This window comes from Bradyrhizobium hereditatis, from assembly GCF_020329435.1.
GTDB lineage: Bacteria > Pseudomonadota > Alphaproteobacteria > Rhizobiales > Xanthobacteraceae > Bradyrhizobium > Bradyrhizobium hereditatis.
This window is the reverse complement of sequence record NZ_JAGKJK010000008.1, coordinates 244,524-264,643: the sequence shown is the minus strand read 5'-3', so window position 1 is coordinate 264,643 and position 20,120 is coordinate 244,524. Positions and strand designations below refer to the sequence as shown.

At 61.9% G+C, this 20,120-nt stretch carries 23 protein-coding genes and 1 pseudogene; 9 read left to right on the top strand and 15 right to left on the bottom strand.

Going from position 1 to position 20,120, the window contains the following annotated elements:
• Window positions 1–44: 44 nt before the first annotated feature.
• Window positions 45–458, top strand: coding sequence for a hypothetical protein (locus J6524_RS20585; protein ID WP_225673788.1), 414 nt, complete (start codon window positions 45–47; stop codon window positions 456–458).
• A gap of 66 nt (window positions 459–524) precedes the next feature.
• Here the strand turns inward: J6524_RS20585 and J6524_RS20580 are convergent, their stop codons facing one another.
• Together J6524_RS20580 and J6524_RS20575 are read right to left on the bottom strand one after the other, a co-directional pair.
• Window positions 525–1,337 (bottom strand): isocitrate lyase/PEP mutase family protein, encoded by an 813-nt coding sequence (locus tag J6524_RS20580; RefSeq protein ID WP_225673786.1) that lies wholly within the window; start codon window positions 1,335–1,337, stop codon window positions 525–527.
• 67 nt (window positions 1,338–1,404) lie between these two features.
• Window positions 1,405–1,713 (bottom strand): NIPSNAP family protein, encoded by a 309-nt coding sequence (locus tag J6524_RS20575; protein ID WP_225673784.1) that lies wholly within the window; start codon window positions 1,711–1,713, stop codon window positions 1,405–1,407.
• A gap of 173 nt (window positions 1,714–1,886) precedes the next feature.
• Between J6524_RS20575 and J6524_RS20570 the strand changes: the two genes are divergently transcribed.
• The 4 genes from J6524_RS20570 (at window position 1,887) to J6524_RS20555 (ending at window position 4,620) form a co-directional block, all read left to right on the top strand.
• Window positions 1,887–2,585 (top strand): metalloregulator ArsR/SmtB family transcription factor, encoded by a 699-nt coding sequence (locus J6524_RS20570; RefSeq protein WP_225673782.1) that lies wholly within the window; start codon window positions 1,887–1,889, stop codon window positions 2,583–2,585.
• 66 nt (window positions 2,586–2,651) lie between these two features.
• The gene (locus J6524_RS20565) at window positions 2,652–3,161 is read left to right on the top strand and encodes a hypothetical protein (RefSeq protein WP_225673779.1); all 510 of its coding nucleotides are present in this window, start codon (window positions 2,652–2,654) and stop codon (window positions 3,159–3,161) included.
• A 97-nt stretch (window positions 3,162–3,258) separates the two neighbouring features.
• Window positions 3,259–4,266 (top strand): alpha/beta fold hydrolase, encoded by a 1,008-nt coding sequence (locus J6524_RS20560; protein WP_225673777.1) that lies wholly within the window; start codon window positions 3,259–3,261, stop codon window positions 4,264–4,266.
• 84 nt (window positions 4,267–4,350) lie between these two features.
• Window positions 4,351–4,620, top strand: coding sequence for a GCG_CRPN prefix-to-repeats domain-containing protein (locus J6524_RS20555; protein ID WP_225673775.1), 270 nt, complete (start codon window positions 4,351–4,353; stop codon window positions 4,618–4,620).
• A 76-nt stretch (window positions 4,621–4,696) separates the two neighbouring features.
• On the opposite strand, the gene J6524_RS20550 is transcribed toward J6524_RS20555, so the two are convergent.
• Window positions 4,697–5,038, bottom strand: coding sequence for a twin-arginine translocation signal domain-containing protein (locus J6524_RS20550; RefSeq protein ID WP_225673773.1), 342 nt, complete (start codon window positions 5,036–5,038; stop codon window positions 4,697–4,699).
• A 218-nt stretch (window positions 5,039–5,256) separates the two neighbouring features.
• A complete protein-coding gene (locus J6524_RS20545) occupies window positions 5,257–5,571 on the bottom strand; it encodes an EthD domain-containing protein (protein ID WP_225673770.1) in 315 nt (104 codons plus the stop codon).
• A gap of 196 nt (window positions 5,572–5,767) precedes the next feature.
• On the opposite strand from J6524_RS20545, the pseudogene J6524_RS20540 reads away from it, so the two are divergent.
• Window positions 5,768–7,014 (top strand): annotated as a pseudogene (locus tag J6524_RS20540) (glycerophosphodiester phosphodiesterase family protein).
• A gap of 114 nt (window positions 7,015–7,128) precedes the next feature.
• On the opposite strand, the gene J6524_RS20535 reads toward J6524_RS20540, so the two are convergent.
• The 10 genes from J6524_RS20535 to J6524_RS20490 form a co-directional block, all read right to left on the bottom strand.
• A complete protein-coding gene (locus J6524_RS20535; RefSeq protein ID WP_225673768.1) occupies window positions 7,129–8,118 on the bottom strand; it encodes a Bug family tripartite tricarboxylate transporter substrate binding protein in 990 nt (329 codons plus the stop codon).
• A gap of 403 nt (window positions 8,119–8,521) precedes the next feature.
• Window positions 8,522–9,040, bottom strand: a complete 519-nt coding sequence (locus tag J6524_RS20530) for a hypothetical protein (RefSeq protein WP_225673766.1) — start codon at window positions 9,038–9,040, stop codon at window positions 8,522–8,524.
• A 141-nt stretch (window positions 9,041–9,181) separates the two neighbouring features.
• On the bottom strand, window positions 9,182–9,658 hold the full coding sequence (locus J6524_RS20525; protein WP_376712053.1) for a GNAT family N-acetyltransferase: 477 nt from the start codon (window positions 9,656–9,658) through the stop codon (window positions 9,182–9,184).
• Window positions 9,659–9,918: 260 nt separating this feature from the next.
• Window positions 9,919–10,638 (bottom strand): DUF899 family protein, encoded by a 720-nt coding sequence (locus J6524_RS20520; protein WP_225673762.1) that lies wholly within the window; start codon window positions 10,636–10,638, stop codon window positions 9,919–9,921.
• Window positions 10,639–10,771: 133 nt separating this feature from the next.
• Window positions 10,772–12,370 carry an FAD-binding oxidoreductase gene (locus J6524_RS20515; protein WP_225673760.1) on the bottom strand — a complete coding sequence of 533 codons (1,599 nt, stop codon included), beginning with the start codon at window positions 12,368–12,370 and terminating at the stop codon, window positions 10,772–10,774.
• Between the two features lie 57 nt (window positions 12,371–12,427).
• On the bottom strand, window positions 12,428–13,177 hold the full coding sequence (locus J6524_RS20510; protein WP_225673758.1) for a protein-L-isoaspartate(D-aspartate) O-methyltransferase: 750 nt from the start codon (window positions 13,175–13,177) through the stop codon (window positions 12,428–12,430).
• Between the two features lie 76 nt (window positions 13,178–13,253).
• The gene (locus J6524_RS20505; protein ID WP_225673756.1) at window positions 13,254–14,093 is read right to left on the bottom strand and encodes a hypothetical protein; all 840 of its coding nucleotides are present in this window, start codon (window positions 14,091–14,093) and stop codon (window positions 13,254–13,256) included.
• A 165-nt stretch (window positions 14,094–14,258) separates the two neighbouring features.
• A complete protein-coding gene (locus tag J6524_RS20500) occupies window positions 14,259–14,606 on the bottom strand; it encodes a hypothetical protein (RefSeq protein WP_225674038.1) in 348 nt (115 codons plus the stop codon).
• A 140-nt stretch (window positions 14,607–14,746) separates the two neighbouring features.
• Window positions 14,747–15,970 (bottom strand): cell division protein FtsZ, encoded by a 1,224-nt coding sequence (gene ftsZ, locus J6524_RS20495; RefSeq protein WP_225673754.1) that lies wholly within the window; start codon window positions 15,968–15,970, stop codon window positions 14,747–14,749.
• Between the two features lie 50 nt (window positions 15,971–16,020).
• Window positions 16,021–16,527 (bottom strand): hypothetical protein, encoded by a 507-nt coding sequence (locus J6524_RS20490; RefSeq protein ID WP_225673752.1) that lies wholly within the window; start codon window positions 16,525–16,527, stop codon window positions 16,021–16,023.
• 228 nt (window positions 16,528–16,755) lie between these two features.
• Between J6524_RS20490 and J6524_RS20485 the strand changes: the two genes are divergently transcribed.
• Both J6524_RS20485 and J6524_RS20480 read left to right on the top strand, forming a co-directional pair.
• On the top strand, window positions 16,756–16,965 hold the full coding sequence (locus tag J6524_RS20485; protein ID WP_225673750.1) for a hypothetical protein: 210 nt from the start codon (window positions 16,756–16,758) through the stop codon (window positions 16,963–16,965).
• 308 nt (window positions 16,966–17,273) lie between these two features.
• Entirely contained in the window at window positions 17,274–17,735 is a 462-nt protein-coding gene (locus J6524_RS20480; protein WP_225673748.1) for a VOC family protein, read from the top strand.
• 149 nt (window positions 17,736–17,884) lie between these two features.
• Here J6524_RS20480 and J6524_RS20475 read toward each other — a convergent pair whose 3' ends face one another.
• Entirely contained in the window at window positions 17,885–19,417 is a 1,533-nt protein-coding gene (locus J6524_RS20475; protein ID WP_225673746.1) for an acyl-CoA carboxylase subunit beta, read from the bottom strand.
• Window positions 19,418–19,552: 135 nt separating this feature from the next.
• On the opposite strand from J6524_RS20475, the gene J6524_RS20470 reads away from it, so the two are divergent.
• A complete protein-coding gene (locus tag J6524_RS20470) occupies window positions 19,553–19,960 on the top strand; it encodes a DUF4260 domain-containing protein (protein WP_225673745.1) in 408 nt (135 codons plus the stop codon).
• The last annotated feature ends 160 nt before the right edge of the window (window positions 19,961–20,120 follow it).

Below are 20,120 nucleotides of genomic sequence, written 5' to 3'. Positions count from 1 at the left end.
CGCGCCAACTATTAGCTCTTGGGATGCTAACGGAGGAACCATTCATGGCATATCAACCCAATCCGAACGATCCCTACCGCGCGGGCATGAGCGATGAGGAAATCCGCCGGCAGGCCCATCTCAACAGTCTCGATAATGAGTTGCAGCCCGATCCCGCGCTCGGTGAAGGTTCGCCGAGCGGCACGAAGGTCGCGATGTTCGCCGTTGCCATCGCCGTCGTACTCGGCGCGTTGTTCTATGGTCTCAATAACACGACCGTGAACCAGGTCGGCACGACGCCGCCGAACCAGACCGCGCAGCAGACGCAGCCGGCTAACCCCGCGGCGCCTCCGGGCATGCGTGACGTAACGCCGAAGGCCAACACCGACCCGGGAACCACCACCGGCGCCGCGACCAATCGCCCGACGCCGCCGTCGCAAAATCCGACGGGCACGGAGGTCGATCGCGCCAAGCAGTAACGGTTGATTATTCAAAGATGCGCAGCGGGCCAAACAGCCCGCTGCTTTTTCGTGCGACGTATTCGTCTAGCTGAACATCTTGTTGAGTTCGCCGCCGGGATAGCCGTTGGCGAATTCGCCGAAGGTGCCCTTCTCCGCCATCTCCTTCGAAGCCTTCATGAAGCCGGCCCATGCCATCCGCGCCAGCGAAGCGCCGACACTGATGCGACGGACGCCGAGATCGCCGGCCTCCTTGAGCGACGGGCCGGCCGCGCCGACCAGGAGATTGACGGGCTTTGGATGCACCGCTTTGACGACCGCGGAAATCTCTTCTGCCGTTGAAATACCCGGTGCGTAAAGACAATCCGCACCGGCTTCAGCGTAGGCGGTAAGCCGGTCGATCACGAGCTTGAGATCCTTCTGTCCCCGCAAAAACGCTTCGCAGCGGCCGGTGAGCAGGACGCCGCTGTTGTCGGAATCGATCGCCTTGCGCGCTGCGCGGATGCGATCCACCGCGAGCGCACGATCGAACAACGGCTTTGCGTTGTCTCCCGTGTAATCCTCAATCGACAGGCCGGCGACGCCGGTCTTCACCGCGCGGGCAACATTGACGCCGACCTTCTCCGGCTCATGGGCAAAGCCGTCCTCAAAGTCGGCATTGACGGGAATCTCCACCGCCGCAGAGATCGCGGCGAGATGATTGCAGACGTCGTCGACGGTGACGCGGTTGTCAGGCTTGGCAAGCGTCCAGGCAAAGCCGGCGCTGGTCGAGGCCAGCGCCTTGAAGCCAAGATGCTGCAACGCCTTCGCGCTGCCGACATCGAAGGGGTTGGGGATGATGAAGCATCCGCTCTCGTGCAGTTTTTTGAATGCGGCGCGTTTGTCAGCAGTTGTCAGCATTGATAGCTCCCCTGGTGTTCATTGGCGCCGCGTAGATAGGAACGCAACGCCCCCTCCGCCAGACGTCTCACGCGACGACCTTGCGCAGGAAAGTCCGCTCTTCCGCCAGGATGAACTTGTGCTCTTCGGCGAAATCGAAATTGGCCTTGCCTTCGCTGTCGGCGCGCAGCCGCGCCCGGTAGCTTTCATAGGCCGCGAGACTCTCGAACGAGATCAGTGCGAACGCGATGTTGTTGGTGCCCTCATGCGGTATCCAGTAGCCGATGAGATCGCCGCCGCATTTCGGGATGATGGTGAGCCAGTTCTTCGAATACTGCTCGAACAGCGCGCGCTTGAAGGGATCGAGCTGGTAGCGGATGAAGACGGTGACGGTCATGGGGGGCTCCAATGCTTCAGGCCGTCATTGCGAGCGCAGCGAAGCAGTCCACGCCTCCACATGCGGAGGAATGGATTGCTTCGTCGCTTCGCTCCTCGCAATGACGGAGAACGAAACGTCGAGCCCCACAATACCCGCTTGCCCTACGTTAATGCTTCGGCTAACATCGAACTATGAAAGCAGGTCCCGACATTGCCGTGGTCGCTTCCCTGGTCGGCGATCCCGCGCGCGCCAACATGCTGACTGCGCTGATGACCGGCCGCGCGCTGACCGCAAGCGAATTGGCGCAGCAGGCCGGCATCACGCCGCAGACCGCCAGCTCGCATCTTGCCAAGCTCGAAGCCGGCGGGCTGATCGAGCCGGAAAAGCAGGGCCGCCACCGCTACTACCGCCTCACCGGCCCCGATGTTGCGCATGTGCTGGAAGGGTTGGCGGGCCTAGCCGAGCGCGCCGGCCACACCCGCGTGCGCACCGGACCGAAGGAGCCGGCGCTGCGGCGGGCGCGAATCTGCTACGACCATCTGGCCGGCGATCTCGGCGTGCAGATGCTCGACAGCATGCGCCGGCAGAAGCTGGTCCGGCAGACCAAGCAGACGATCGAACTCACGGGCGAAGGCAAGCGCTTCATGGCCGAGGCGCTGCAGATCGACACGGATGCGCTGGCGCATCCGCGCCGTCCGGTGTGCAAGGCCTGTCTCGACTGGAGCGAACGTCGCCATCACCTCGCCGGCACACTCGGCGCTGCCGTGATGAGCCGCTTCACCGAACTGAACTGGGCCGCGCGTGATCCCACGCCGGGCAGCCGCGTCGTCAATTTCACCCGCACCGGCGAAAAGCGCTTTGCCGCGCTGTTCGGGAGCGAGCAGGCGTAACCTTCTTGAACTTTTTCATCGGAAGCGCAGACCAAACGGTGCTCTGCGCTTTCCGACGAGATTTTCATGAACCGTTCGCTTCGAACCATTGCCGCCGCGATGCTGCTGGCGCTCTATGCCCCGCCGGTATCAGCAGAAGAGCCGCCCAAATTCAGCGATCACAGGGTGAAGGTCTATGCCGGCAAGCACGCCAAACCGCGGCTTGACCATGAATTCTGGCGCGACCGCGGCGAGACCTATCGCTGGGCGATGGAAGACGACAAGATCAACGCCGGCGGGCGCTTCATCGTCGTGATCCTGCCGTGCGGCTCGGAATGCCAGGCACCGACATTCCTCGACGTCCGCACCGGCCGAATTACCCAATTCTTCACCGTCTCGAACTGGGGCGACGTGCCTGACGAGTTCGAGCCGGTGGTCAGCCGCGCCGACAGCCGCCTGATCGTATTCCGCGGCAAGCGCAACGAGAAAGGCATCAACGGGAATCACTATTACCTGATCGATGACCGCGGCGAGCTGAAGCATGTGCACACGACGGACACAGGCGGTGATTTCAAGGCGGCGCTGAAGGCCGAATGACGCGGACCTGATCTCCGCAAAATGTGAAGGCACGCCAGCTTTACCCGCGCGTTGATCGCAGCAATAAGGCCGCATCCGAAAGAGATGGAGCCTTGCGATGCGACGCGCGATCATTGTCTGCTTTTCTCTTATCGTGGGCGGTCTCTCCTGCGCGCAGGCAGCCGAGCCTGCAGCGCGCGAGCCGTATGGCATCGCGCTCGAAGGCTTTGCCTATCCTTACCCGGTTCACCTGCTGCCGCTGGTGAATGACGGCGAACAGGTGCGGATGGCCTATATGGATGTCGCTCCCGCGCGGCCGAACGGCCGCACTGTGGCGCTGCTGCACGGCCGCAATTTTCCATCGAGCTACTGGGCGCCGGTCATCAAGACCTTGAGCGACGCCGGCTATCGCGTCGTGGTGCCGGACCAGATCGGCTTCGGCAAATCCTCAAAGCCGCAGGGCGAGCTGCATTTCGATACGCTGGCGCGCAACACGATCGCGCTGCTCGATCATCTGCAAATCGCCAAAGCCGACATCGTGGCGCATTCGCTCGGCGGCATGCTCGGCGTGCGGATCGCGCGCGCCTACCCTGATCGGATCGCGCACCTCGTGCTGACCGCGCCGATTGGCCTTGAGGATTACCGGCTCTACGTGCCGCCGACGCCGACCGAAAAAATTCTGGAGAACGAAGACAAGCTGACCGCCGACGGCTATCGCAAACAGCTCGAGACCAATTACGCGTTGAAGCTGCCGCCCGAACAGATCACGCCCTTCATCGATGCGCGCTTCAACATCAAGGGCAGCGCCGAATATCGGCGCTGGCTGCGCGCCTTCGTCTCCTCGGCGCAGATGATCTACCGCGAACCCGTCGTGCACGAGATTCCGCTGATCACGCAGCCGACGTTGTTCGTGATGGGCGCCGACGATCACAACGCGCCGGGAAAAGCCAATGCGCCGGAGGCGCTGCGCTCGAAGATGGGACAGAACGCCGAGCTCGCCAAAGCTCTCGCTGCCAGGATGGCGAAGGGACGGGCCGAGGTGATCCCGAACACAGGACATCTGGTCTTTCTCGAGGCCCCGGGCAAATATGACGAACTGGTGCTCGGCTTCTTGGCCGCTCCGTAGCATCAGCGAACATTCATGTTCCATTCAGGTCTCGGGACTAAGTTCCGTTCCGTGCCGCCCTAGCGGCCAAGAACGGGAGAAAACATGAAATACCTCTTCGCAGCAGTTTTGGCCCTGGGCACTGTCGCCAGCTTTAGCGCCGCAGAAGCGGCTGGCGGATGCGGCCCCGGCTGGCATCGCGGCCCCTATGGCGGCTGCCAGCCCAATCGCCGGGCAGTTGTGGTTCGTCCAGCTCCGGTCGTTGTGCGGCCTGCTCCGGTCGTCGTCCGTCCGGCGCCGGTCGTCGTGGTGCGGCCCGGCCGCGTTTGTCCCTACGGCACGGTGTGGCGGTACGGACGCTGCCGTCCTTATTGATATTTCCCCAACATCACAAAAGCCCCGCTCGCGCGGGGCTTTCTTATTTCTTCTCTAAACAACCAGCGGCGGCGGCTTACCAGTAGTAACGACGGCGCCAGTAGCGGCGGCGCCAGCGACGACGGCGGCGATGCCAACCCCAATACCTGCGACGCCAACGGCGGCGGCGCCAGCCCCAACGACGGCGACCCCAGCCGCGACGATGGCCGCGGCCCCGACCCCATTTTACTTCTTCCGGCGAGAGTCGCTCGACCTCCTTGCCTGTCGTGACGGCAGGCTGAGCGTCCTTGTTGGCGGGGAGCTTGGTGTCGTCAGCGAGCGGCGCCGGCATCAAAGGGGCGGCTTGCGCGCTCGCGGCGAGGGCAACGCCACCGGCGGCAAATCCAAAGGCGAGTTTCAGAAAGTGGCGGCGTTCCATCACATCTCCTCCTCCGCAAGGAGAAGTTTCGATGCATGTAGATGAACACGCGCTGAATTGCGCATTCAGCTTTGCGGTGAACAGACTCAATCGATGATTATTTTCGCGCGGTGTTGCTCGCAGCGGAACATTTGTCATCGTTGCGGCATTTCTGCATCACGCGCAACTGTCATGATCCATCGTCGCTGTCGACGCAGAACCCGCCCGAACGACTGAGCCTACGCGATAAGCTCCTCCGCCAGCACCAGCACCTCGCGCGTTCGCGTCACGTCCGGCCAGTCACGGTTGAAGTCGGCGACCAGGCGCTTCAGCTCCGGGCCCTCGAGCGCGCGATCGAGCGCGGCCTTGTCCGGGAATTGGTACATCGCCTGATGCAGCGACGGATCGGTAGCGCTCCAGTAGCGCCACGCTTTCACCGCGCCGAATGACTTTACCGCATCCGGCAGATGCTCGCGCGAATACCAGGTGTCGAAGGCCTGGCGTTTGATGGGGTCTGATACCGTGGCGCGAACGACGAAGAAGGCTGCGGGCATTTTCGTTTCTCCCAGAATTATTTTGTAGGCTGGGTTAGCGCAGTGTAACCCACCATGGACGCGCCGCGTGTCCGGACTTCGGTGGGTTACGCCTTCGGCTAACCCACCCTACGCTTCCACGCACTCTTCAACACGCAACTGTCACATGCTCTGTGATATCAAGGCCGCGCGCAACGCGTTATCCGAGGTGTCACCTATGCCTGCCCGCCATTGCTCCGCCCTTCTGTTCGCGCTCTGCTTGCTGACTGCAGCCATCCCGGCGAAGGCGCAGGATATTGCCCTGCCCCGCGAGCCGCAGATCGGGCCGCGGCCGTTTTATCTCATCGACAAGATGAAGGACGGGCCGCTGAAGCGCGAGCTCAGCCAGTGCACCGGGCCATTTCGCAAGACCGACTTTTCCATCGGCCACCGCGGCGCGGCGCTGGAATTTCCCGAGCATACAAAAGAGTCCTATGTGGCCGCCGCCCGCATGGGCGCCGGTATCATCGAATGCGACGTGACGTTCACGAAAGATCGCGAACTCGTCTGCCGTCATTCGCAATGCGACCTGCACACCACGACCAATATTCTGACGGTGCCGGAGCTTGCGGCCAAATGCTCGCAGCCGTTCACTCCCGCCGATCCCGCGACCGGTAAGAAGGCATCCGCAAAATGCTGCACGTCCGACATCACGCTTGCCGAATTCCGCCGGCTGACGGCGAAGATGGACGGCTTCAATCCGGATGCGAAGACACCGGAAGAATACCAGAACGGCACGCCGCGCTGGCGCACCGACCTCTACGCCAATTCCGGCACGCTGATGACGCATGACGAGAGCATCGCGTTGATCAAGGCGCTCGGCGCAAAATTCACGCCGGAGCTGAAGGCGCCAGAAGTGCCGATGCCGTTCGACGGTGACTATACGCAGGAGAAATATGCCAGCCAGATGATCGCGGCCTACAAGAAGGCCGGCATTGCGCCGAGCGATGTGTTCGCGCAGAGCTTCAATCTTGCCGACGTGCTCCATTGGGTGAAGACTGAGCCGGAGTTCGGCAAACAAGCGGTCTATCTCGAAGAGCGCTACGAGAAGCAGGGGCTCGATCCGAGCAAGCCCGAGACGTGGAAACCGTCAATGGCGGAATTGAAGGCGCAGGGCGTCGCGATCCTCGGCCCGCCGATTCCGATGATGCTGACGCTGAACGACAGCAAGGAAATCGTGCCATCCGAATACGCCAAGGCCGCGAAGGCCGCCGGCCTCGACCTGATCGGCTGGTCGCTGGAACGCGACGGCCCGCTGCACAAGGGTGGCGGCTTCTATCACAGTCGATCAAGGCTGCGATCGACCGCGATGGCGACACGCTGACCGTGCTGGATGTACTCGCCAAACAGGTCGGCATCCGCGGCATGTTCTCGGACTGGCCGGCGACAACGACGTTTTATGCAAGCTGCACGGGGATGAAGTGAGGGATTTGCGACTTCGTAGGGTGGGTTAGCCGAAGGCGTAACCCACCAAAGTCTCGACCCGCGGTAAGTTCGGCGGTGGGTTACGGCTTCGCCTAACCCACCCTACGAGTTCGGCTACGCCGGCTCGAGCCCGAGCGCCTGCGCGGTCTCGATCCAGGTCGGCAATTCGCGCTGATACAGCGCGTTGCTTTCCTTGAAGCCGAGCGCCGGGTCCAGCACGAAGGTGGCTAGAACTTCCTTCACCTTCGGGTCGTTGTTGGCGGCGACGCAGAGCTCCGCCAAGCGATCGACGATCGGCTGCGGCGTCGCTTTCGGCACCGCCCAGCCCGTGAAGCCGCTGATGGTGAAGAACTTCGATGTCGCGCCCTGCTCGGGCAGCGTCTTGACATCGGGGATCGCAGCGACCCTCTTCGAATGCACGGCGAACACCACGCCGTGATTGCCTTGCAGGACGGGTTGCGCGGCCGTGTAGCTGCCCATCGCGACATCGAGCGTGCCGTCCATCAGCCCCGTCCACATCGGCGCTTCGCCGCGGTAGTGGATCGGCTCGATCTTCAAGCCGTACTGCTTGTTGAGTTCGTTTATGGTCATGTGCGGGGCCGAGCCGGCGCTATAGGTGCCGAAGTTCACCTGGCCCTTCTTGCGCGCGAACGCGACGAATTCGTCCAGCGTCTTGACGCCGGACGCCTTGCTCGCGACCAACAGCAGCCCGGCGCCCGGAATGACGCTGACGAGCGTGAGGTCCCTGTCCATGTCGTAGCCGGGATTCTTCATCATCACCCGGTTCATCACATAGGTGGTCGAGATCGAGCACAGGATCGTGTGGCCATCGGGCGCCGCGCGCGCAACTTCCGCAGCGCCGATCGAGCCGGAAGCGCCCGCCTTGTTTTCGATAACGACCGTCTGCCCCACCTGCTTTCCGATGTACTCGCCGAAGGCGCGCGCCAGGAGATCCGTCTGCCCGCCTGCCGGGTAGCTGCAGACCATGCGGATATTGCGCGACGGCCATGGAGCTTGCGCCGAGGCGCTACGCGAAAGCAAAGGCAGCGCGGCAGCGGCGGTACCGGCAGCGATGAAATGACGGCGGTTGAATTTTAAGGGCATATCTCCTCCTTGATTTTTCAAGGAGGGTATCCCATCGCCCGGCCTCTGCCATAACGGAAAGCCGGGACAGATTGGCGCAGTTAACAAAATTCCGATCTTTCGGCACAACTCGGGGGAGTGTTAGCTCGACGTTAGTATTTGCAACTGCAATTTTCCGAGAGCTGGAAAATGTGGGCGACCAGCGCGGTTGCCCGTGGTCCTGATAACACGAGACCTCGCGTAAGCCTTCGATCCGCTCTAACGCCTAGCACGGACATCGTGAGTTGAACGGGATGGGTCCGAACGCAGCCAAGAACTCCCGTCAGCGCTGGTTGCGCTCCGTCAAGCACAACTCCACGTCCACTCTCACGCCGCGCCCGAGGTCAGATTTGCTTGCCACGGAGCGCGGCGTCAGTTCGGCGTATCAGTTGGTTTTTGCAAATTTGTATGTGCCTTTCTTGTGGCCAACGACCTGACTAATTCCTTCGAAATTGCTCTTCAGAGGCACAACGGTAATGATGAGCTCGGCCTGAAGGCCTTCGAATTTTCCGGTGCCGCCGATTATCTTGCACTTGTTGGGTTGCCCCGGCAGGAAATCACATTGTTCGAATGTTTGGTCGCCGTCCTTGTCGACATAAGTACAGAACCCGTGCAGTTCGACCGTCTTCGCCGCTGGATCTCTGAGCCGGCTAAACTGGCAGCGCCCACCCATGTTATTGAGCACCGGGTTTCCCGCATCGTTCGTTGCTGCCATGGCTTGGTTCAGCAGGTCAAACTCTCTACCACCGCCCACCGGCATCGGCTTGGGAGGCGGGATTGGCGTTGCAGTAAATGTGACGGAGACCGGTCCTTCCGGCGGGATACTCTGAGCCTGAACACTCGCAACCGTCGTCAGAAGGATAGCGATCGAAGACAATCCAATAAGTGCGTGAGAAATTACCATTGCTCTCTCCCATGATTGTGCAGAGAACCAATCGCAACCGAAAAAGCTATTCCTCGCGGAACACGCGAGCAAGGACAAAGACCTTTCGCAGAGATCAACAAGTGTTGCAGCGCCGAGCGCGGAAAAGAAGCGCCAGTGGAGCTAACCCATTTTGCCGGCCGGCCGCAGCATTGGCGTCAGCACTGGCGAAGAGCCGCTTTGGATTCGGCCGGTGATCTTGAAGCCATGACGTTCATAGAGCGAAATGTTTCGCGGGTTCGAGCTTTCGAGATAGGCCGCGATGCCCTCCTCGTCGCATCGTCGAAGCGCGTGTTTCATTAGCAATGTGCCGAGCCCCTGCCCGAACCAAATCGGATCGGTGGCGATAAAAGGCAAATACCAATGCGGCACGCGAGGATGATGTTCGGCCATGCCTTTCATGATGCTCGCAATATCCTCTGATATCTCCGGGCGCAGGGTCTCCTCCATGATTGCGCCCATTCTTGCTTCATCCGGCTCTACACCTGGCGGCAGCCAGAGGGCGACAGCGTGGATTCCTTGAGTGACATAGGCTGTGCCATGCTCGAAGGCACGGCCGCCGAAGGCGTTGACGAACCGGGGCATCGTTGCGAGGTACACGGATGGATCCGGCCAAGCCCAACGCGCCATCGGGTCGGTCGCAAAGCCGAGCACAATGGTGTTGATCACGTTTGCCCGGACGGTCGCGTCCGCGGATTTGACTTCTGGCAGCGCCGACATCGTATCGTTCCTCGATTACTCACCGTCAATGCAAGCAAGCCGATGTTTTCTTTCTCCGCCGGACATCCCTTGCTTGCGCCGCTGGCAGCCTGCATCTGGATGATCATCCGCCAGCCCGGATCCTCTCCGACCGAGTGATGTCAATCGTAGTTCACCTTGGGGAAAAAGTCTCCGCGACCTTCAGGGGTCATATCGAGGAGACCCCACAAGGGGTCGACAAGATCCCCGGCGCGATGATGTTGATTGGGTTCGGTTGGTGCGAAGCTCATCTCTGAACCCCAGAAGTGACGGATTGCTCCACCACTCTTCTTGAATACGTTGAAGATCGTTTCATCCCAGTTCTCGCCATCCGGAACACGATGCTGTGCACGCAAGCCCTTGGGAAACTTCGACGTGTCACCAAAATAATCCGCATCGTAGCTATTGCCCGCCGTAGACAAAAGCGACAGATGGTCCCAGCCGCGCTCATGAGCCCACGCAGTGAGATGTGCGATCGAGGATTTCGCGACGATGTGAAATGCAGCTCGCTGGCCGATGTGTCTTGCCGCGCCGTCGAGCCCATCAAGCAGGTGCGTGCAGCCGGGACATGGCAACTCCCGCTCTGGTCCATACATGAAGCTGTACAGAATGAGCGTGTCATGCGGACCGAACAGCTCGGACATCTTGACCTTCTCAGGCGCCGCATTCTTGCCTATCCGCTCAAACACATAGTCCTCCGGTACTTCTCCGCCGAGCGGTAAGGCACGGCGCTTGGCTGCCACAGCTTCGATCTGGGCACGAAGTGCGATCTCGTCGTTGAGAAGCGCGTTTCTGGCAGCACGATACTCGGCGGTTTCGTTCGGATAGCTGAGATGCTCCATGGCTTCCCTCCGAATTGAAGGCCCGTGAACCCCCCAGGAACAAACTCGTCCGTGAGTAGCGGGTTCCCTATTGCACCACTTGCCGCATATGACTTGTGAATTGTGATCGACCGCATTTGCGTGCGGCTCTTGTTTACGGATCGATGAGCACTCCAGGGTTCAGCATGCCCTGCGGATCGAGTTCTCGTTTTGCCGCGCGAAACGCGGTCGCGAAAAGCTCCGGGCGCTGACGATCGTACCAGGGCCTATGATCTCGGCCAACGGCGTGGTGATGCGTGATCGTCCCGCCAGCCTCAATCAGCGCATCGCTGGCCGCATTCTTGATCGCCTGCCACTGCTCCAGAAGAGCACCGTGGCGGCCGAGTGCGTGGAACGAAAAATATGGTGCGGGCCCGTCAGGATAGACATGAGTGAAGCGGCATGTGACCTCCCCTTTTACGCCAGTCGCATCGAGAATCGCACGCTCCGTCGCCGCCTTTACTTTATCGTGGAAGCTTTCGAACCGGTCCCAGGTGATAGCGGTTTCGAAGGTGTCGTTGATGATGCCCGCCGGTGTCAGAAACTCGCGCGCACAGGGCATCCGAATGAACGCGTTACGCCAGATTCCTGCCGCGCCTTCGAGATGTGCATCGCCGGCCTTTGCCGCCTCCGCTATCCCGCCATGGTCCGCGCAGCATTCGAGCGCGCGCGCCATCCAGGCATCCGGCGAATGGTCGCCGGATTCAAAGCCGAGCACCATGATCGCGACGCTGCCGTCGGCCGCCCCAGTGTTGAATGCCTCTTGCGCGTCAAGGATACGGCAGTTGGATGGATAGAGGCCGGCCTGTGCGATCGCGCGCAGCGCGCGGGCCGCACCGAAGAACGACTGAAAACGAACCGATGCGCCAGCACGGAATTTCGGGCGAGGCTGCAATCGCATCCAGGCGCGCGAAATCACCCCGAGCGTTCCTTCGGAGCCTATGAACATGCGGTCGGGGCTCGGTCCGGCACCCGATCCCGGCAGGCGACGTGTTTCCACTATGCCGCGCGGGGTCACCACGCGCAGGCTTTCAACGAAATCGTCGATGTGCGTGTAGAGGCTGGCGAAATGACCGCCCGACCGCGTCGCGATCCAGCCGCCAAGGGTTGAATACTCGAAACTCTGCGGAAAATGACGCAACGTAACGCCATGCGGCTTAAGCTGGTTCTCCAGAGACGGACCAAAGGCGCCACCTTCGATCAATGCAGCGCGCGATATCTGATCCACCTCGATGACCTTGCCGAGATTGCGCAAGTCGAGTGTGACGGCCGCCTTATAACTGATACCGTCAACGCGCGGCTCGACACCACCGCAGACACTTGACCCGCCTCCGAACGGCGTAAGCGACGCGCTGACACCACCGGCCCAGTCCATGACAGCGGAAATCTCTGCTTCGTTACGTGGATAGGCGACCACGTCGGGCGCGCTGTCATATTCGCCGAGCATGCCTCGCACGTAGTCCGGATAGGACTTGCCGTAGGTGTGCGCTACGCGATCGTATTTTTCGCTCGTGCAGAAAGCGGCAAGAGAGGCCGGCGGCGCCACGCGCGGCGCGCGCAATGTCAGGTCTTCAAGACGCGGCACGGCTGTTGTCTCAAATGCATCGCGCGCGAATTTTGCGCTGTAGCGGCCGAGCACAAAGGCCTGCTCTTCAGCAGTCATGCTTTCGCCTTCGCGGCCCCAGCCATAATGCTTCAGTCTTGCACCGCTCATGGCTTCCTCCCTGCTCTTTTCTATGTATCGTTTTCGAGATAGTCGCCATAGCGGCTGTTATTTTTTGGGACGCGTAAAGGGCACAAAGCGCACGAGGGCGACGGCGCGCGTCGTCGTCTTGTCAGGGGCGGTCTTTTCGACGACCGTGAGCTGCTGCGAGGCGTAAGCGGACCCCACCGGCATGACGAGCCGGCCACCCACTTTGAGCTGCTCAATCAGCGGCGGCGGCACCTCGCCGAGCGCGGCGGTCACGACGATGGCGTCAAAAGGACCGCATTCGGGCCAGCCGGCGAAGCCGTCGCCGAGCCTGACGCTCACATTGTCATAGGCGGCATCCCGCAGTGTTTTCGCGGCCGTCTCTGCCAATGGCGGGATGATCTCGATGGTACAGACCTTCCGCGCCAAGTGCGCGAGGATGGCGGCCTGATAGCCCGAACCCGTGCCAATTTCGAGGACGACATGATCGGGCGCGACCTCGGCCAACTCTGTCATCAAGGCCACGATGAACGGTTGCGATATGGTCTGGCCATGGCCGATCGAAAGCGGTGCGTCCGAATATGCGATGGAGCAAGACCGCTCTGGGATGAACAGATGACGCTTCGTTTTCCCCAGGGCCTCAAGGACCCTGTCTGACAGACCATCCCGGCCCAGAGCGTCGACGCGAGACCGGGCGTAGGTGCGGATGGTCTCGACCATGGCGGCGCGTTCGCGGACGCATTCTGCGTCCTGTGCGGCCACTTCGCGCGCGGCCGCGACCATGGATAGCACGAGCAGCGGCAAGATCTTCAAGATCATGCGGTCGGCCATACAAAATCGAAAGCGCTGGCGCTGTCGCCGCAAGACAAAGGACCCAGCCCTCGGCCTGCGGCGGCGCCGATCAAGCCTACTGTGGTCGGGGCTGTAACCGTACTGGCGCTCCAGCTTGCGCTCTCGCTTCCGTTGGCGCAAGCGCCGGTACTGGCTTGCGCGCAGGGTTGGCAACCGGATTGCGGGCGGGGTTGGCAACCGGCAGTGGCGGAGCAGCTGACGTCCTGCGCTGATTCTGTTCGGAAACGTTCGCAATCGCGCGCGCCGTTTGCTCCTGGCTCTCCTTGAGCGCCTTGAGCTGCTCGGCATTCCCGGCAGTTTCGCGGGTCAATGCTTCCTGGCCCGCCTTGAGCTGCTCGATCTCTTGGCGCATGTCGGCGAGATCGCGCGCCATCGTCTGAAGCGACTGTGTGATCTCGGGAGGGATCGGGCTCGCTGCCGCATCCTGCGGTACGGATTGAGCCGGAGCTGGCAATGGCGAAGTTGCCGCATCCGCCGCGGCTAGCTGAACAGCAGGCGGGGCCGGGTCGGCGGCGGGCTTCGGTGTTTCCAGAGGCGATGAAGCCGCGGCCAGTTGCGGCGCCCACCGGGCGATCATCGGCCTCGCGGTCTCACCATAGGAATGCCAGGCGAAGGCAGCGGCACAGATGCCCGCGGTCAGCAATAGACCAATGAAGCCGCGGAGCGCCGGCCTGCCACGCGCTGGCGGACGAGATTTGCTCTTCCCCGCGCCTTCTTTCTCCAACTTGGAAATCTGTTCGTTGAAACGCGCGAGCTGCTCATCCGCGAGCGCGATCTGTTCATAAGCATGCGCGAGCCGTTGATCGGCGCGCGCAATCAGCTCCGCGTCTTGCGTAGACAATCCCGGGGTAGCATCGCGTGGTTCGGTCGGACTGATGGTCGCCGAGGAATGCATGTAAGGCCTCCTGCCAGTTTTGCCGTCAACTGGACGGGCGATCGTCGGAATGCAGACACTCCCTACCGCCGATTTGACCAAAGCAAGGCTGGCATAGGGCTGATTTTGGGCAACTGCGTTCGGGTTCCTCCGTCGAGATCACCTTCTACGGTCGCGGTAAATCCGTCACATCAGCTTCATCGGGCTGTCGGCGACCACGCGGAGGTCGATCCTGCCGATCAGGTCCGAACGGAGCAGCTCGGCTGCGCTGATCGCATCTGTGGTCTGCCGCAGCGTGCTGACATTCGATCCGAGCGAGACGATGCCGCCGAGCACCAGCGCAATCGAGCCGAGCGCGGCGGTCTGACCAGAGGCGAACAGGCCGAGCATCGTCGCGAGCAGCAGCGCGAAGCCGCCCGCGATGACCGCCTTCGAAACGAGAATAATCTTCCGGCATCGCTCGGCGGTCTCGGCGAGCGTCTCAAGCCGTTCCTCGATTCGTGAAATTTCGTCGGCGGGATCGCCCTCGGTTATCGAATCCAAGATCGAGCACTCATGTATCGGTTGTTTCCGCCTAATGACGGGCCACGACAGCCGCTGATGGCGCCGTCAAGCCGATGGATGCTACTTGACCGTCACCGCCGGGACAACGGATGCCGACCGCCGGAAGTCTGTCAGGAGGACTTGCGGCCGAGGAAGGCCGGGATGTCGAGAACTTTTTCCTCAATGGGATTGCGCACCGGAGCGGAGCGGCCGAACGGATCGAGACCCTGCGGAGGCGCCGGCCGCGCATGGTCGGCGACTGCCGTTCGCGCTTCGAGGTGGCGGGCCGCCGGAACCGGTGGCGGCGCTACACGATCGGCAATACGACGTCTGTCGTGGCTCAGCCTGCCAGCGAGGTCCGAAAGCAGGCCTTCCGCCGGATGCGCCGCGCCCGTCGCCTCGAGATTGTCGATGCCGGTAGCGACGACCGAGACACGGACAATACCTTCGAGATCGGCATCGAAGGTGGCGCCGACGATGATGTTGGCGTCCGGATCGGCCTCGTCGCGGATGCGGGTTGCCGCTTCGTCGACCTCGAACAGCGTCAGGTCCCTGCCGCCGGTGATGGAGACGATCAGACCGCTGGCGCGTTTGATCGAGGGATTCTCGATGAGCGGATTGGAGATCGCAGCAATGGCGGCGTTGAGTACGCGCTTGTCGCCGGAAGCCTCGCCCCTGCCCATCATCGCCTTGCCCTTCTCGCGCATGACTGAGAGAACGTCGGCAAAATCGAGATTGATCAGGCCTTCCTTGACGATGAGATCGCTGATGCAGGCGACGCCCGAATAGAGCACCTGATCGGCCATCGCGAAGGCATCGGCAAAGGTGGTCTTCGCATTGGCTACGCGGAACAGGTTCTGGTTCGGGATGATCAGCAGCGTATCAACCACCTTCAGCAGTTCCGCGATGCCGGCTTCCGCCGAGCGCATGCGGCGCTGGCCCTCGAAATAGAACGGCTTGGTGACGACGCCGATGGTGAGAATGCCGAGATCGCGCGCGGCCCTCGCGATCACGGGCGCCGCGCCGGTGCCGGTGCCGCCGCCCATGCCGGCCGTGATGAACACCATGTTGGCGCCGCTCAGGTGATCGCGGATTTCATCAAGGGTTTCTTCCGCCGCCGCGCGGCCGACATCGGGCTGCGCGCCGGCGCCGAGGCCGCCGGTCACCTGCGTGCCCATCTGGATGACGCGCTGCGCCTTCGAACTGGTGAGCGCCTGCGCATCGGTGTTGGCGACGATGAACTCGACGCCCTCGAGCCCGGCCTCGATCATGTTGTTGACGGCATTGCCCCCGGCGCCGCCGACCCCGAAGACGATGATACGGGCCCTCAGCTCGCGGATATCGATGCCAGTCATTTTCGCCCCACGGTTGCTCCGCTCAACCGCGGAATGAGAAAAAGCGATTGCTACCTACGCGCAGCCTTGCGGTCTGCTTCCACCAAAGTCGCAGCCAGGTGCCCTACCCGCCGCGCAGAATGTCCGTGATTCTCGTCGGAACTGCCAGCTCTGACGGCGGTCCGCAGCGCCGTCACTTCACCTTCGAGCCGCGCCGCCGCCTCCCTGGCGGCCGTGGTCTCGGCATTCGCCTGCAGCAGCTCCGCCATCAGGCGATCCGCGCGCTCGCGTTCGTACTCGAAATCCGCGCGATGAGCGGCTGCCCTGGCCTCGAGCTGCCCGACCTCCGCTTGCAGCGCCGCGATCGCTGTCGTCAGCTGAGCAACGTCGGCCGCCTGACGACGGCCCAGCGGATGTGGCCTATGCCTTACTTCAGCAAGATCCACGCTCACCAGGGCCTTGCCGTCATCCGAAAGCGTGCGCGGCAAGTGGAGCCGCCTGGCAAGCGAACGAGCAGCCGCTGCCGAGATATTCAGGCGAGCGCCCAGGTCTGCGTAGGTCAGAATCTCAACGGACATCGGCTGTTCTCCTCGAACGAACCGCGCTGGAATCGGGTGATCATGACCGGATAGTGACTAACGCTAAGGCCGCTATGGTTAACAAGTGGTTAACGGATGGCATTCGGACGACCTGAATGTGCCGCACTCCTTCTGCGACAGATTTATGAAACTTCCGGGATCGGAAAAGCTGGTGTGGGATCAACAGGTTGCGTTATAATCCGGCATCGCGGCTGAGGCGCGATCGCTATGGATGACGAACAGCTCGCTGACCTGCACAAATTCCTGGCCGACTATCATCGCCGCCTCGCCAAGGAGGCGGTGCTCGATGTCGTGCAGCAATACCACTCCGATCTCGCGCAGCGCCTCGCCGATGAGGCCGCGCTGATCCCGCGACGAACCGCAATCGCGCAGCGGCTGCGCGAGGGTGAGCAGCGGAAGCGCGAGGATATGGAGTGACGGATTGTAGGGTGGGTCGGCCGACCTGTACGGCGGCACGACATCGCTCACCTTCCCGGTTTTGCAAGGCGTCGGCGAATACGACTTTGTGCCTCTCTTGCAGAGTTAGGTCGCGGTCACTGCCCTAAGGTCGGCGGCAACACGGAACTTGGCAGCGGACAGCATTGACGCGACCACCGCTCAAACGCGGGCGCGGCACCACGGCCGCCATATTATGCTCAAAGACCGGATCGAAAATCGCGAGCAAAAGGAGAAGCGGGCTGGGCCGCCCTACATGGATCAAATCCATCGAAACAGAGGAGACAGCCATGGCAACAAAAGTAAAGCCGGTTCCTGAGGGATACCACACCGTCACGCCTTATCTCGTCGTCGACGGCGCAGACAAGATCATCCGCTTCATGAAAGAGGCCTTCGGAGCCCAACCGGTATTCGAGCCGATGATGCGGCCCGACGGCAAGGTCATGCATGCGGAGTTCAGAATCGGAAATTCCATCGTGATGATTTCCGATGCTTCCGAGCGCGCAAAGGCCACTTCGGCCATGCTGTACATCTACGTGCCCAACGTCGATGCGGTTTACCAGATGGCGCTGAAGGCCGGCGGCACGTCGGTGATGGAGCCTGCGGACATGTTCTATGGCGACCGCAGCGGCGCCGTGACGGACCCGGCCGGCAACCGCTGGCACATCGGCACCCATATCGAGGACGTATCGCCGGCTGAGCTCAAGAAGCGCGCGACGGAATTTATGAAGCAGCAGAACAAGGCGGCGTAGGCGAAACTCGCTTCGTAGGGTGGGTTAGCCCACCGGGTCCGCGCTAAGGCGCGGCCCGATGACAAGCTCCGGCGTAACCCACCAACGTCTTGATACGCGGACAGCTCTGCCGGTGGGTTACGCTTCGCTAACCCACCCTACGGCACCTGTCACAACGGCAAATTATCGTGCTTCTTCGCGGGCATCTCGACCTTCTTATCCCTGAGCATCGCCAGCGCTCGCGCGATGCGGCGCCGTGTCGAATGCGGCATGATGACGTCGTCGATGTAGCCGCGCTCGGCCGCGATGAAGGGTGACAGGAAGCGGTCTTCGTATTCCTTGGTGCGCTTGGCGATCTTGTCGGGGTCGTTCATGTCGGCGCGGAAGATGATTTCCACAGCGCCCTTGGCGCCCATCACGGCGATCTGCGCGGTCGGCCAGGCGTAGTTCATGTCGGCGCCGATTTCCTTCGACGCCATGACGTCGAAGGCGCCGCCATAGGCCTTGCGGGTGATGACGGTGACGAGAGGCACCGTGCATTGCGAGTACGCGAACAACAATTTCGCGCCGTGCTTGATCAGGCCGCCATATTCTTGGGCGGTGCCCGGCAGGAAGCCCGGCACGTCAACAAACGTCACGATCGGTATGTTGAAGGCATCGCAAAAACGGACAAACCGCGCCGCTTTGCGGGAGGCGTCGCTATCGAGCACGCCCGCCAGCACCATCGGCTGGTTGGCGACGAAGCCGACGGTGCGGCCGGCGATGCGGCCGAAGCCGGTGACGATGTTCTTCGCAAAAGCTTCCGAGATTTCGAAGAAGTCGCCCTCGTCCACGACCTTCAGGATCAATTCCTTCATGTCGTAGGGCTTGTTCGGATTGTCGGGGATCAGCGTGTCCAAGGACATGTCGACCCGGCCGATATCATCGAAGCTCGGCCACTCCGGCACGCCGTCAGTGTTGTTGGACGGCAGGAAGTCAATCAGCCGGCGCATCTGCAACAGCGCCTCGACATCGTTCTCGAACGCGCCGTCCGCAATCGAGGAGCGCGTGGCATGCACTGAGGCGCCGCCGAGCTCTTCGGCGGTCACCACCTCGTTGGTGACGGTCTTCACCACGTCGGGGCCGGTGACGAACATGTAGCTGGTGTTCTTCACCATGAAGATGAAGTCGGTCATGGCGGGCGAGTAGACGTCGCCGCCGGCGCAGGGGCCCATGATGACGGAGATCTGCGGGATCACGCCCGAGGCAATGACGTTGCGGCGGAAGACGTAGGAATAGCCCGCGAGCGCGGCGACGCCCTCCTGGATGCGCGCGCCACCGGCGTCATAGAGGCCGATGATCGGCGCCCGCGCCTTCATCGCCATGTCCTGCAGCTTCGTGATCTTCAGCGCGTGAGTCTCGGACAGCGAGCCGCCGAACACGGTAAAGTCCTTGGCGAACACAAACGTCTTGCGGCCGTTGACGGTGCCCCAGCCGGTGACAACGCCATCCCCCGGCACCTTGGTCTTTTCCATGCCGAATTCGATCGAGCGGTGCTCGACGAACATGTCGAATTCCTCGAACGAGCCCTTATCCAACAGCAGCTCGATGCGCTCTCGCGCGGTCAATTTTCCGCGGGCGTGCTGCGCCTCGATGCGCTTTTCGCCGCCGCCAAGCTTGGCGCCGGCGCGCCGTGCCTCGAGGGTGTCCAGGATATCCTTCATGCTGCTTCCGCCCCGTTCCGGTGTCGATTTGAGGGCCTTCTAACACGGCATTTTCCGGACAGGAAACACCCTTCCCGCCCTCTGGTACCGCCATCTCGCGGACCCTATATGCGCATCCAGACCATGGGGAGCAGAATGACCGATACTGCGAGCGCCGACACCTCGGGCGCCGTCACAGGGGGTGTGCGAACGGTGCTGCGGCTGGAAGGATTAGCGCTCTTTATCGGGATGACGCTGCTTTATTATATCTGGGATGGCGACTGGTGGATCTATGCTGTCCTGTTTTTCGTGCCCGATCTCAGCTTTGCGGCCTATCTGTCGGGTCCGCGTTTCGGCGCCCTCATCTACAACGCCGCCCACAGCTATCTCGCCCCGGTCGCGATCATGACCGGCGGATTTGCCACCGCCTCGCCGCTCATTCTCTCTGTCGCGATGATTTGGCTCGCCCATATCGGCTTCGACCGCGCGCTCGGCTACGGGCTGAAATATCTGAGCGGCTTTTCCTTCACGCATCTCGGGCGGATCGGCAAGCCTACGAACTGATGGCTGCTCTATAGCTTGTCGCAGTCCCTCCAAGGCTGTCGCACCACGGCAGCAAATATCTGGGGAAGCCCAGAAAGCGGTGAGCGAATTCCTGCAGGCGTTATTGACCGCGCCGGGCACACGGAACCTCGCTTCACAAGCCTGTGCCGACAGCGGAACC